General features: G+C 60.1%; 9 protein-coding genes, 1 tRNA gene and 2 rRNA genes. 10 read left to right on the top strand and 2 right to left on the bottom strand.

Annotation, left to right across the window (positions count from 1 at the left end; translation table 11 throughout):
* The first annotated feature begins 444 nt into the window (after nucleotides 1-444).
* The 3 genes from ASG20_RS07040 (at nucleotide 445) to ASG20_RS07030 (ending at nucleotide 3,736) form a co-directional block, all read left to right on the top strand.
* Nucleotides 445-3,240 (top strand): 23S ribosomal RNA (locus ASG20_RS07040).
* Nucleotides 3,241-3,459: 219 nt separating this feature from the next.
* Nucleotides 3,460-3,574: ribosomal RNA gene (gene rrf / locus ASG20_RS07035) — 5S ribosomal RNA — on the top strand.
* Nucleotides 3,575-3,659: 85 nt separating this feature from the next.
* Nucleotides 3,660-3,736: transfer RNA gene (locus ASG20_RS07030), tRNA-Met, on the top strand.
* Nucleotides 3,737-3,760: 24 nt separating this feature from the next.
* Here ASG20_RS07030 and ASG20_RS07025 read toward each other — a convergent pair.
* Entirely contained in the window at nucleotides 3,761-5,434 is a 1,674-nt protein-coding gene (locus tag ASG20_RS07025; RefSeq protein ID WP_056050166.1) for a recombinase family protein, read from the bottom strand.
* Nucleotides 5,435-5,676: 242 nt separating this feature from the next.
* Between ASG20_RS07025 and ASG20_RS19330 the strand changes: the two genes are divergently transcribed.
* The 3 genes from ASG20_RS19330 to ASG20_RS19325 all read left to right on the top strand — a co-directional run bounded on the left by ASG20_RS19330 (nucleotide 5,677) and on the right by ASG20_RS19325 (nucleotide 7,020).
* The gene (locus ASG20_RS19330) at nucleotides 5,677-6,222 is read left to right on the top strand and encodes a helix-turn-helix domain-containing protein (RefSeq protein ID WP_168371609.1); all 546 of its coding nucleotides are present in this window, start codon (nucleotides 5,677-5,679) and stop codon (nucleotides 6,220-6,222) included.
* Between the two features lie 260 nt (nucleotides 6,223-6,482).
* A complete protein-coding gene (locus ASG20_RS20145; RefSeq protein WP_082470839.1) occupies nucleotides 6,483-6,695 on the top strand; it encodes a CHC2 zinc finger domain-containing protein in 213 nt (70 codons plus the stop codon).
* A 97-nt stretch (nucleotides 6,696-6,792) separates the two neighbouring features.
* Nucleotides 6,793-7,020 carry a hypothetical protein gene (locus tag ASG20_RS19325; RefSeq protein WP_156364076.1) on the top strand — a complete coding sequence of 76 codons (228 nt, stop codon included), beginning with the start codon at nucleotides 6,793-6,795 and terminating at the stop codon, nucleotides 7,018-7,020.
* A 236-nt stretch (nucleotides 7,021-7,256) separates the two neighbouring features.
* Here ASG20_RS19325 and ASG20_RS07015 read toward each other — a convergent pair whose 3' ends face one another.
* Nucleotides 7,257-7,913: an RNA polymerase sigma factor gene (locus ASG20_RS07015; RefSeq protein ID WP_168371608.1), complete on the bottom strand. Its 657-nt coding sequence runs from the start codon at nucleotides 7,911-7,913 to the stop codon at nucleotides 7,257-7,259.
* 180 nt (nucleotides 7,914-8,093) lie between these two features.
* On the opposite strand from ASG20_RS07015, the gene ASG20_RS07010 reads away from it, so the two are divergent.
* The 4 genes from ASG20_RS07010 (at nucleotide 8,094) to ASG20_RS06995 (ending at nucleotide 12,955) form a co-directional block, all read left to right on the top strand.
* Nucleotides 8,094-8,639 carry a TetR/AcrR family transcriptional regulator gene (locus ASG20_RS07010; protein ID WP_056050160.1) on the top strand — a complete coding sequence of 182 codons (546 nt, stop codon included), beginning with the start codon at nucleotides 8,094-8,096 and terminating at the stop codon, nucleotides 8,637-8,639.
* A gap of 92 nt (nucleotides 8,640-8,731) precedes the next feature.
* Nucleotides 8,732-9,916 carry an HlyD family secretion protein gene (locus ASG20_RS07005; RefSeq protein ID WP_056050158.1) on the top strand — a complete coding sequence of 395 codons (1,185 nt, stop codon included), beginning with the start codon at nucleotides 8,732-8,734 and terminating at the stop codon, nucleotides 9,914-9,916.
* Between the two features lies 1 nt (nucleotide 9,917).
* Nucleotides 9,918-11,492: an MDR family MFS transporter gene (locus tag ASG20_RS07000; protein ID WP_056050156.1), complete on the top strand. Its 1,575-nt coding sequence runs from the start codon at nucleotides 9,918-9,920 to the stop codon at nucleotides 11,490-11,492.
* A 32-nt stretch (nucleotides 11,493-11,524) separates the two neighbouring features.
* Nucleotides 11,525-12,955: an efflux transporter outer membrane subunit gene (locus ASG20_RS06995; RefSeq protein ID WP_236698754.1), complete on the top strand. Its 1,431-nt coding sequence runs from the start codon at nucleotides 11,525-11,527 to the stop codon at nucleotides 12,953-12,955.
* The last annotated feature ends 61 nt before the right edge of the window (nucleotides 12,956-13,016 follow it).

Genomic DNA, 13,016 nt, shown 5'->3' with positions numbered 1-13,016 from the left:
GAGGCAGCAAAGCTGCCGCGCACGTCCCCAAGAACGGCCAGCGCTGCAAAGCGCGCCCACAAGGCGCAGCTTCGCTGCGACTGACGGGCTCGCGAAACACGCACCATCAGCCACAACCTAGAGATGAAGAGAAACGGTTCGCCGTGCGAGAGCACGGTGATTGGGTCAAGACGACCCGTATTTGACATTGTGAATGGGTTTTTTAAAATCGATGCCGTGAGGTGCTCGATTTTGGAGACGAGGATTGCTTCGGCGGTTCGCAAGGCACTTCTGTGCAGGGCGATCTGGACGAGCAGTTCGAGGCTCCAGATATCGACATCATCATACTAATAATCTGGCTGAGATTATAATCATCCGCACCTGACAAAGGCCAACGCGCACTGCTCTGCCGAGTTGGTGACCTCTTCGGAGGCACCCAGTGATGTCGTTGGTGGTGTGGACTCTCAAGCGTGAGGTAAGGGCAATTCGTGGATGCCTTGGCACATACAGGCGATGAAGGACGTGGCACGCTGCGATAAGCGTCGGTGAGCTGTGAGCAAGCTTTGACCCGACGATTTCCGAATGGGGAAACCCACCTATCCCGATTAATTCTACTTGAGCAGCAATGCTGGGGTAGAGTTAATTAGGTTAGGTATCACTTAGCTGAATACATAGGCTTCGTGAAGCGAACCCGGCGAACTGAAACATCTCAGTAGCTGGAGGAAAAGACATCAACCGAGATTCCGTTAGTAGTGGCGAGCGAACGCGGACCAGGCCAGTGCCTGAATTTCAACTAGTAGAAGTCTCTGGAAAGTGACGCCATAGCGGGTGACAGCCCCGTATACGAAAGTGAGAATTCAGGACTCGAGTAGGGCGGAACACGTGAAATTCTGTCTGAACATGGGGGGACCACCCTCCAAGCCTAAATACTCGTATGTGACCGATAGCGAACTAGTACCGTGAGGGAAAGGTGAAAAGCACCCCGATGAGGGGAGTGAAACAGTACCTGAAACGGATTGCCTACAAGCAGTTGGAGGGCTTTTATGGCCTGACAGCGTACCTCTTGCATAATGGGTCTGTGACTTAATGTATCAAGCAAGCTTAAGCCGATAGGTGTAGGCGCAGCGAAAGCGAGTCTGAATAGGGCGCCAGAGTTTGATGTATTAGACCCGAAACCCGGCGATCTAGGCATGACCAGGATGAAGGTGCAGTAACATGCACTGGAGGTCCGAACCGATTAACGTTGAAAAGTTACCGGATGAGTTGTGTTTAGGGGTGAAAGGCCAATCAAGCCGGGAAATAGCTGGTTCTCCGCGAAAACTATTGAGGTAGTGCCTCGCACGAACACCTTAGGGGGTAGAGCACTGGATGGGCTAGGGGGTCGCGAGATCTACCAAACCTAACCAAACTCCGAATACCTAAGAGTGATATGCGGGAGACAGACGGCGGGTGCTAAGGTCCGTCGTCAAAAGGGAAACAGCCCTGACCTACAGCTAAGGCCCCCAAATCGTATCTAAGTGGGAAAGCATGTGGGACTTCCAAAACAACCAGGAGGTTGGCTTAGAAGCAGCCATCCTTTAAAGAAAGCGTAACAGCTCACTGGTCTAAACAAGAGGTCCTGCGGCGAAGATGTAACGGGGCTCAAGATACGTGCCGAAGCTTAGGGTGTGCCACTTATGTGGTACGCGGTAGCGGAGCGTTCCGTAAGCCTGTGAAGCGATCTGGTAATGGGTCGTGGAGGTATCGGAAGTGCGAATGCAGACATGAGTAGCGATAAAGAGGGTGAGATGCCCTCTCGCCGAAAGACCAAGGGTTCCTGCGCAAGGCTAATCCGCGCAGGGTGAGCCGGCCCCTAAGACGAGCCCGAAGGGGGTAGTCGATGGGAACCACGTTAATATTCGTGGGCCTGGTGGTGTGTGACGGATCATGTGTGTTGTCATCCCTTATCGGATTGGGATGGCTTCGAAATGGTTCCAGGAAATAGCCCCACCGTATAGACCGTACCCGAAACCGACACAGGTGGTCAGGTAGAGTATACCAAGGCGCTTGAGAGAAGTGTCCTGAAGGAACTCGGCAAATTGCCTCCGTACCTTCGGAAGAAGGAGGCCCTCACTATGCGCAAGCACTTTGAGGGGGCACAGGCCAGGGGGTAGCGACTGTTTAGCAAAAACACAGGGCTCTGCTAAGTCGGCTTCAAGACGACGTATAGGGCCTGACGCCTGCCCGGTGCCTGAAGGTTAAGTGGAGGGGTGCAAGCTCTGAAATGAAGCCCAGGTAAACGGCGGCCGTAACTATAACGGTCCTAAGGTAGCGAAATTCCTTGTCGGGTAAGTTCCGACCTGCACGAATGGCGTAACGACTTCCCCACTGTCTCCAGGACATGCTCAGCGAAATTGAATTCTCCGTGAAGATGCGGAGTACCCGCGGTTAGACGGAAAGACCCCGTGCACCTTTACTGCAGCTTCAGAGTGGCATTAGGAAGAAACTGTGTAGCATAGGTGGGAGGCTTTGAAGCATCGGCGCCAGCTGATGTGGAGCCATAGGTGAAATACCACCCTGTTTGTTTCTGATGTCTAACCTCGTTCCGTAAGCCGGAACAGGGACCCTCTGTGGCGGGTAGTTTGACTGGGGCGGTCGCCTCCTAAAGAGTAACGGAGGCGCGCAATGGTGGGCTCAGGACGGTCGGAAACCGTCTGTTAGAGTGCAATGGCATAAGCCCGCCTGACTGCGAGACTGACAAGTCGAGCAGAGACGAAAGTCGGTCATAGTGATCCGGTGGTCCCTCGTGGAAGGGCCATCGCTCAACGGATAAAAGGTACGCCGGGGATAACAGGCTGATAACCCCCAAGAGCTCATATCGACGGGGTTGTTTGGCACCTCGATGTCGGCTCATCACATCCTGGGGCTGGAGCAGGTCCCAAGGGTTTGGCTGTTCGCCAATTAAAGTGGTACGTGAGCTGGGTTCAGAACGTCGCGAGACAGTTTGGTCCCTATCTGCCGTGGGCGTCGAAATTTGAGAGGAGTTGACCCTAGTACGAGAGGACCGGGTTGAACATACCTCTGGTGTACCAGTCGTTCCGCCAGGAGCGCAGCTGGGTAGCTATGTATGGACGGGATAACCGCTGAAAGCATCTAAGCGGGAAGCCTCCCTCGAGATAAGATTTCATAGAGCCGTCGGAGACCACGACGTTGATAGATCGGATGTAGAAGTGCGGTAACGCATGGAGCTAACCGATACTAATTGCTCTATTCGCGCTTGAGAGTCTCACACCATCAATGACAACACTGGGTTCGCCCAGCTAGCCATTCGATAGTGCGGATGATTAAGACGACGCCAGATTGCCAATCCCCTCGCCGTCGAGGGATTGGTCACAAATATACCACGACCTTGCACGGTATCGATTTTAAAACCCCACCAAGCGTTAAGCGCGGTGGGGTATCCCAGATATGACGCACACGCATGTCGCACCGGCTCCATTGCCTGGTGGCTATAGCGTCGGTGTCCCACCCGATCCCATTCCGAACTCGGCCGTGAAACCCGACTGCGCCAATGGTACTATCGCTCAAGCGATGGAAGAGTAGGTCGTCGCCAGGCATTGAAGCCCGTGCGACATGCATACACGCACATATCCAAAACCCATTCACAATTTCTTCTACCCAACGCACGCTAGCCGTGCCGTCGCGGGGTGGAGCAGCCCGGTAGCTCGTCAGGCTCATAACCTGAAGGTCACAGGTTCAAATCCTGTCCCCGCAACCATCTTCGACGACACTCCTGTCAGGCTCATAACCTGAAGGTCACAGGTTCAAATCCTGTCCCCGCAACCATCTTCGACGACACTCCTAGCCCCGTTGCGCAAGCTCCGGGGCTGTCGTCGTTTGTGGCCCAGGCTAGCAGGTCCGATACTTTGGCGACCACCTCCGCCTCCGGGCCGCCGGGTTCGTCGGGGCAGATCGTCACGCTTTCGATGAGCGTCGACATCACTGCCGCAGCCTCGGTCCGGATCGCTTCGTCGTCGAGCGACTGGCGGAGTGCCGCAACCTTGCTGCGGAAGCGGCCCACAAGCACCGGGTGGGGCAGGGAGACTACGATCGGTTTCCCGGTAGTTGTTGCAACTCTTTGTGCCTCCAGCCGCTCCTTCTCCGCCTCTCGCTCCGCGATCATCGCCCGGAGCACCGGACTGGCAATGCCAGCGAGCAGGTTCTGGTACAGATTGTCGAGTTCAGTAGTGACCTGCTTGAGGCGGTGTTGAGCTGCGTGCTCCATGCCCGCGTCCTGGCGGCCCAATCGCTGCATCTCGTGCTCGAATTCTTCTATAAATAGGCGCACATGGTTCTCGGTCAGCAGATGCTCCTGCAGAACCGCCAGCGTCGCGGCCTCCAGAGGTTCCTTGCGCACGGAAACACGATTACCGCACGTGCCTCGCTCCTTCTGACCAGCGCAGCGGTAATAATCCTTCCCGCTGATCGTATAGTTTGCCCCGCAGCAACCGCAGCGGATGAGCCCGGACAGGAGATGCTTTGCGCGCTTGCTGCCGACCGTCGACGATGCGGTTGCCGGGCGCTTGCGGCGTTCGATTTCATCGCGCGCGGCCTCGAAGACAGTATCGTCGATGATCCGCAGGTCAGGGACCGCAACCTCGACCCACTCAGACTGGTCACGGAGCCGATAGCGGCGTTCGCGCTTCTCACTGTCGGGGTTCCTGCGCCACTCCCGGCGCCCCCATACTAGGCGTCCCACATAGAGCGGGTTGTTGAGGATGCCGACTAGTTTGGCGGGATCGCCTCGGATCGTCGAGGCGTTCCACTCCCCACCACGGGGGCCCGGCACGCCCTCGTCGTTCAGCCGGGTGGCGATCTGAATAGAGGACAACCCCGCGGCGAACCATGCGAAGATGCGGCCCACCACCTCGGCCTGCGCTTCGTCAATTTCGAGCAGCCCGCGTTGAACCTCTCCGCTCGCATCGAGCCGCACCATCCGCTTGTATCCATATGCACGCCATCCGGCGAACCGCCCCGCAAGCACGGCTGCCTCCATGCCACGGAGCGTCTTGTCGACGAGATGCTTCAGGAAGATCGATCCGAGTAGCCCTGCCACTGCGAATTTGATCTCGTCGACATGGCCTTCGCTAACCGTGTGGAGCTGGACGCGGTGATAGGCGAGCTTCTTGCCCAGCCAGGCCACGTCTTCTGCATCACGCGCCAGCCGGTCGAGCGACTCGCAGACGATGATGTCGATTTCGCCAGCTTCCGCTGCGCGCAGCAACAGCTGTAGTCCTGGGCGATTGCGGCGATAACCTGACAGCTGAGGATCAAGCTGGGTCGCCACGACGTTTCCGCCCAGAAAGCTGACCAGCGGTGCACAGGCCGCAACCTGATCAGCGCTTGATGACGCGGTCTGCATGATGGTCGAGTGACGGCCGTAGAGCGCGATGCGGCGGGGTAGGGGAGTCAGCATGACTTATTCTTTCATAACTTCGAGGCGCCGGGAATCCTGCGCTTCCCGATGAGCCTCTCTTGCTGCTTGATGCGCGAGCAGCCGGACGAGATCGGCAAGCGCCTCCTGCGCCTTCTCGTCTTCCACCCACTCGATTTGCACAGCGACCATGCTGACGTTTTGGGATGGTCGTTATCTAGCGTGCATCAACGATACAAAATCGGTAAATGCCCTCAATGTCTTGCGCACGTCCGCGTCCCCGCATGCGTCTGCCTGCAGGCTTTGGCGCGCTTCGTGCCGATTTGGGTGAGATCATACGGAGCTATCGACAAGGCGAGGCGGGAATGGGCGAGCCGATCGCGCCGAAGGTTTTCGCGGCGCGGGTCGGGATCGGTCGGGTTGCGCTGTCGCGGATCGAGAACGGAAAAGCGTGGCCCCGTTCCGAGACGCTCAAGCGAATGATGGCGATCTTTGAATTGGACTGGGCACAAGTGGCGGAGGTTGGATCAAACACGGGGTCTCATCCCCGGATGCCCGACACCCCCCAGGATGGTCAGCAAGTTTATCTTTGCGAATCTCTGCGATGGGGACGCCGACGGCTTGGTTGGACGCTCGCCGAGCTTGCCCGCCGTAGCGGCGTCTCCGCGTCGCAATTGTCCCGGATCGAGCGCGGTCAGGTTGCACGCTCCGCGGTGTTCACCTGGCACCCGGAAGACGGAAACATCGTTCGTGAGGATCGGAGGATTGTGTTCGGCAACCCGCTCCTCGCTGCGGTCGCGGGGGGCAAATTGCGCCGCGCCTCATTCTGATCTTGGCGCCGATCGTTCATGCAATCTCTGCACCGTGCGTTCGAGCGGGGCGGGGTCATCGCTGATGCCGACACCGACCCAATCCGCGTTTCTTGGTTGCTCTGGATCGGCGATCGTTGTGATGAACCAACCGAAATGATGGTCCAGCATACAGATCGGCGATCTGGACGAGGCAGGCGAATATGGAGAACAATACGTTCTCATCGCGCGACGGATCAACGCGCGATGCGGTGGTCGGGCTGATTAGCCAGACCGTTTAGCTGCAACCATTCGTCGATGGAGATGACCGGCTCCGTGGCGCCTGTCCGTGGCATCCCGATGCAACCCGCAGCCTCCACGCGACTGACACGGCATGGCAATGCTTTGCCTGCCGCGCTGGTGGTGATGCCGTCGATTGCAACATGAGGCGGGACGCGGTGGACAAGAGACAAGCGGAGGAAAGATTTCAGGAATTTCGCCGTTCAAAGCAATGAAGTCGGTCGTGGCGGCGCATCGTCCAATAGCATCAACGCGCACGGGGCCTTGTCTGATCGATCGGGCGTGCGGATATCAATTGTGTGGCGGATCGCCGTGACGAAACACGACCGTCCGCATTCAAAATTGGTGGAAAGCGGACTGTCCGGTTTGGAGCAGTGGAATCGGCTAAGCCGCCGTTCGTTCACCATTCAGATGGTGCAGGACCTGCGTATCCGCGAAGTCGAGGCTCAGCGCACCCTTTTACGTTCGCGGCGCCGCAGCGGTGGTGACGGTCGTACGCGCGAGCGGCGCGGTGCGGAGGTGCCTGGGTGCTCGCTTTGACAGCGGCGCAACAGGGTTGGCAGCAGCTGGAACCATCGAGGACACCACCCGGTGATGGGCATGATGCGCATCACCTTGCTCCTATTGACAGGCGTGCTCTATTCATTCGACGGGCGAGCCGATGCTACGGGCATGCCGGAGACGGCAGCAACCCGCTTCGCAGATCTGGGAACCATCCGCCGGCCCTACTCAGGTGCCAATTTTGCCCGGCAAGGTACCGGAGGCGCTGCAGAATCCTAACCAATCACCAAGGAGCGATCCTTAAAATTCCGCTTCTTTCTGACGACCATACGCTGCTGGGTCGCAATAACAGGTAATCTCCCGACTACCGCCGACGAACGCGAAGATTGAGGGCTCAATAGCAGTTTCAGGTTCGTTCGGGCGCGCGACACCCTGCCTTTTACCGTCCCGACTGGAGACCCAATCCGGTCGGCAGCCTCATCGGGTGTCATTCCGGCAATAGCGACGAGATGGAGTGCTTGCCGCTGCCCTTCCGGTAATAATGCCATCGCCGCCGTTACTTTCGCAAGGTCGACTACATTGTCTTGGTTGCTACCGGTGGCAATGATAGCTTGCGACGAAACTTCGTCATATGGCCCATGGAATCGGTCGCGACGGCGTGCGGAGAAAAACAGGTTGCGCATAATCGTGAAGGTCCATGCGCTCAGGCTTGTGTCCGGGACGAACTGCGCCCGCGCTTTCCATGCGCGCAGCAGCGTCTCCTGCACCAGATCTTCCGCCGCATCGGCATTCTGTGCGAGCGACCGGGCGTAGCGCTGTAACCGCGGGCTGATTGCGATCAACGACGACTCGAACGTCGCGCTCGCAGCGGCAACGCTGCTGGCAATGGACACGGGCAAAGAACTTTGCATATCGGTAGTTGCAGAAGCCATGGATGACCTGTGATATCGACGCATAACCGGACAATGTGTCCGGTATATGATGAGTGATAAAACCGGCGCCCACCAATGGTTCCCAATTTCTGGAATAAATGTGGCAAATGGCAGGAGACAATCTTGGTAGGCTCGAAGTGACGAAGTTGACTCATTCCTGTCGCCAAGGCTCGCCGTTCGATGCGGCGTGATGCGAAGGTGCGGCGAGACGCGCTGATCGTTGCAGGGGCAGAGATCTTTACCGAGCGTGGCTATAAGGTTCCGCTTGACGAAGTTGCCACGCGAGCGGGAGTCGGCCGGGGGACTTTGTATCGTAACTTTAAAGACCGCGAAGCTCTTGCGCTGGCGATATTCGAGTCGGAGATAGAACGCATCCAGCAGACCGTGGCGGCTGGGCATGATCTGCGGAAATCGATGATAGACGTTGCGCTGGTAACCGCCCGCGGCACGTCCCTGTACGCCCGTATCGCAGCGGATCTGGTTGCCGATACCGCGAACATGGCGGCCTTCAGAGCATTGGGTGATCGATTGGCGCAGGCGTTGGCGCCACTGGCGGATCGCGCGAGAGCGAGCGGCGATGTGGGCAGCGACACGGACGGATGGAAACTGAGCATCGCGCTTCGCATGGTGAGCAATGTTTACCATGATTTTGACGATGAGGCGGTGGCGTTACGCAATCTGAACGATGCGCTGGACCTTCTGCTCGACGGACTCCGTCCTCGCTGACGTAAACGGACATCTTGTCCGCTTACGGAAAATGTCTTAAGTAGCCCTCGACACCGGCATCCGGCCCGGCCGGAGCAGCGACGAGGCAGACCGTGACAGAGCATGAAGACGCGCACCGCGAGCCGGACGCTACGCTTGGCGAGGATGCGAGCGCGCAGCATGACGACGAAGGCGCGAAGAAAGGCCTGAGCCTGCGCGCGAAGATCATTCTGACCGTGCTGGGCCTGGCGGTGTTGGTCGTCGGGGTCATCTGGTACGTGCGGTACGAATCAACCGGGAAATATCTGCAAGATACCAACGACGCGCAGGTTATGGCCGACATGGTAACGGTGTCGCCGCGGGTTGCAGGCTATGTTGCCGAGGTGCTGGTGCGCGATCATCAGGATGTGACGGCCGGACAGCCGCTCGCGCGCATCGATTCCCGCAGCTCAGAGGCGCAAGCAGCTCAGGCCAAAGCGCAGATCGCCGTGGCTGCAGCTCAGGCGGACAACGCTCGTGCGCAGATCCGCGAGCAATATGCGACGATCGATCAGGCCCGCGCCCAATTGGCGGCGGCGCGCTCCAAGGCGGCCTATGACGCTGGGGAGGTCGCCCGGTATCGGCCGCTTGCGGCGTCGGGTGCGGAGAGCCGGCAGCAATTGGTTCAACTCGAAGCGACCGCGCGTCAATCCGCTGAGGATGCGCGCGCGCAGGCGGCCGCTTTGACGATGCAGCAGCGCCGCGTGGCATCGATCCAGTCCCAGGTGCGACAGGGTACCGCGCAGGGGCAGGCGGCGCGCGCGCAGCTCGACGCGGCCGATGTCGACGTCGGCGCGACGCTGATCCGCGCGGCTACCGCCGGCCGGATTGGCGACAAGACCGTCACGGTCGGCCAATATGTCCAGGCTGGAACGCGGCTCATGTCGATCGTGCCGCTCGACCGAATGTATATCACGGCCAATTTCAAGGAGACGCAGCTTGCACTGATGCGGCCGGGCCAGCCGGTCTCGATCGAGGTCGATGCCATCGACGGGATCGCGCTGAAGGGCAGGGTCGAGAGCGTATCGCCGGGGACCGGGGCGCAATTCTCGTTACTGCCGCCGCAGAACGCGACAGGCAACTTCACCAAGATCACGCAGCGTGTGCCGGTGCGTATCTCGATCGAAGCGTCTCCCTCCGCCAAGCGCCTGCTCGTGCCGGGTCTCTCGGTCGTCGTGACGGTCGATACGATCGGTGCCAAGGGTGAGCTCGACCGGATCCGCGACCAGCAAAAGCAGCTCGACCGCAAGGACCGCTGAGGTGACCAGCGCGGTATCCGCTCCATCCGTCGCTCGCGCGGGCGGTCGTTCGGACGAACGCGCCGACCTGTCGGCCTGGCTCGCCGTGGCGGCGGGCACGCTCGGCGCGTTCATGGCAACGCTCGACATCTCGATCGTCAATTCGTCGCTGCCGACGATCCAGGGAGAGATCGGGGCCAGCGGCACCGAGGGGACGTGGATCGCCACAGCCTATCTCGTATCGGAGATCATCATTATCCCGATGGCGGCATGGCTGGAACGGATGCTGGGACTGCGCACGTTCCTGCTCATCGCGGCGGGCTTGTTCACTGCGTTCTCGGTGATCTGCGGTGTTTCTACGTCGCTAGGGATGATGATTGTCGGACGCGTGGGACAGGGCTTCACGGGCGGCGCGATGATCCCGACGGCGCAGGCGATTATCGCGCAACGTCTGCCGCGATCGCAGCAATCCGTCGGCGTCGCCGCATTCGGCGCGACCGCTATTCTAGGGCCAGTCCTCGGGCCGCTGATCGGTGGTTGGCTGACCGAGAATATAAGTTGGCATTACGCCTTCTTCATCAACGTACCGATCTGCGCCGTGCTCGTTACGCTCCTGCTGATCGGTTTGCCGCACGAGAAGGCCAAGCTGCATCTGTTCGGTGAGGCGGACTGGAAGGGCATCGCCGGCCTGGCGCTGGGCTTGGGTGGCCTTACCGTGTTTCTCGAAGACGGCCAGCGCGAGCAATGGTTCGACTCCGGCATGATCCGGGCGATGTTTGCGACAACGCTGATTGGCTTTGCTCTCCTGTTCTGGGGGCAGGCAACCGCGAAGCGCCCGATCATCAAGCTCAAGCTGCTGCTCGATCGGCAATTCGGCTCGGTGGCGCTGATGGGCGTCGTGCTCGGCATCGTGCTGTACGGCACCGCCTATGCGATCCCGCAGTTTCTGTCGTCGGTCGCCAACTACAACGCGCTCCAGTCCGGCAAGGTGGTGCTTCTGTCGGGCGTGCCAAGCCTTTTGATGATGGCGATCGTGCCGCTGATGTTGAGCCGGGTCGATATCCGGCTCGCGGTCGGAGCCGGACTGGCCATCATGGGGGCCTCTGCGTTGATGGACGCGAACCTGACGTTGTCGTCGTCGGGCGGCGACTTTACCATCAGTCAGTTGATGCGCGGCGTAGGCCAGATCCTGGGCATGCTCTTTCTCAGCCAGGCGGTCGTGCGCGCAGTGCCGCCCGACGATGCCGGCGATGCTTCCGGCCTTTTCAATGCGATGCGCAACCTTGGCGGGAGCTTCGCACTCGCGGGCATCTCGATCTTGCAGGAGCAGCGGACATGGCTGCATTCGCGTCGGATTGAGGAGTCGCTGAACGCCAATGGCCCAGCGGTGCAGGACTTTGTCGGTGGATTGTCGCGCCAGTTGGGTGACACGTCGACTGCACTCCGCATCCTCGGCCAACAGGTTCAGGGCCAGGCGGCCATCATGGCCTATAACGACATTTTCTGGATCATGGGCCTCGGTACGCTCGCCGCATTGCCCCTCGTCCTGTTCCTGAAGCCCCTGCCAAAGGACGCCGAACCGGCGATGGTGCATTGATGCGGTATTCCCTGCCTTTTCTGGTTTCCCTCGTGACCAGCATTGCGCTGACGGGGTGTACCGTCGGCCCCGATTATAGCGGGCGCCCCGCCGTCGCGGCGGACGCCATCGCCCGTGGCACCTTTGTGCGGGCGCAGGACACGATGCTGATGGCATCACCGGGTCTCGCCCGTTGGTGGGAGACGCTGGCCGATCCAACCCTGAACGTGCTGGTCGACGATGCGCTGGCGCATAGCCCTTCGATCGACGAGGCAACCGCGCGCATCCGGGAGGCGCAAGCCGAACTCAAACAGCAGCGCGCGTCGCAACTGCCCAGCGTCAGCGCGAACGCCACATATCTTCACGCGGCGCTGCCGGGAGTCGGGATCGGTCAGAGCAGTAGCGCCGATACGGCTGCATCGGGCGGATCGAACACCCTCGATTTTTACAATCTTGGACTCAATGCATCGTGGGAACCCGATCTGTTCGGTGGCGGGCGGCGAGGGGTCGAGCAGTCACGCGCGACGATCGACGCGCGCGGCGCCGATCTAGCGGATACGCAGGTGACGCTGTCCGCTCAGGTTGCTCAGGCCTATGTCAATCTGCGCGATGTGCAGGCAAGGATCCGGCTGAACGCCGCGTCGACAACCCTGCAACGACGCCAGGTCGAACTGGCGCAGGTGCGCTATGCGGGGGGCACCGTCTCGCTGCTCGCCGTCGAGCGGTTGCGCAATCAACTGGAAAGCACGCAGGCCAACGCGATACCGCTCGGCACGCAGCGTGATGAATATCTGAACCAGCTTGCGGTGCTGACGGGGCGGACGCCCGGTGCGCTCGACGCAACGCTTGCGCCGGTCGTCGCCGTGCCGCTGCCGCCTGCGCAGGTTGCGATCGGCAACCCGGCCGCGCTGATCGCGCATCGGCCAGACATCCGTTCGGCCGAACGCCAGCTGGCAGCAAGCACCGCCGCGATCGGCGTCTACAAGGCGAAGGAGCTCCCGGGGATCCGCTTCCTAGGTATTCTAGGACTTGGCGGCACCAGCCCCGGCGATGTTTTCGATACCGGCAATCTGACCACGCTGCTCGCGCCATCGCTGAGTTGGTCCTTCCTCGATTTCGGTAAGAACCGTGCAGCGACCAGGGCGTCGGAGGCGCGACGTGATGGAGCCGATGCCAAGTATCGCCGCACCGTGCTGGCGGCATTGCAGGATGCGGAGAATGCGCTGTCCGGCTTTGGCAACACGCGTGCGCAATTGCGGCAACTGGTTCTCGCTGAGGCGACTGCGATGCGGTCCGAGCGGCTCAACGCGCAGCGTGTTCAGGCGGGGACAAGTTCGGTCATCGATCAGCTCGATATCGAGCGTCAGCGCCTTGCAGCAACGATCGCGGTACAGCAGTCGCGTGCGCAGCTTTCGCTCAGCTATATCGCGGTCAACAAGGCACTGGGACTGGGATGGTCTGAACCAGCCGGGGCCGCGCGGTGACCGGGCCGAGACGTCACGCTTCAAGCCGCCTGGTATCGCTCAAGCTCGCCTTGGCGGATGC

It is taken from the genome of Sphingomonas sp. Leaf198 (assembly GCF_001424005.1).
GTDB lineage: Bacteria > Pseudomonadota > Alphaproteobacteria > Sphingomonadales > Sphingomonadaceae > Sphingomonas.
The sequence above is the reverse complement of the archived record's forward strand: the minus strand, read 5'-3'. Positions and strand labels throughout refer to the sequence as shown.

Excerpts from the sequence above, each read along its gene's own strand:
- ASG20_RS07025 (WP_056050166.1), bottom strand. The coding sequence starts at position 5,434 with ATGCTGACTCCCCTACCCCGCCGCATCGCGCTCTACGGCCGTCACTCG.
- ASG20_RS19330 (WP_168371609.1), top strand. The coding sequence starts at position 5,677 with ATGCGTCTGCCTGCAGGCTTTGGCGCGCTTCGTGCCGATTTGGGTGAG.
- ASG20_RS07015 (WP_168371608.1), bottom strand. The coding sequence starts at position 7,913 with ATGGCTTCTGCAACTACCGATATGCAAAGTTCTTTGCCCGTGTCCATT.
- ASG20_RS07010 (WP_056050160.1), top strand. The coding sequence starts at position 8,094 with ATGCGGCGTGATGCGAAGGTGCGGCGAGACGCGCTGATCGTTGCAGGG.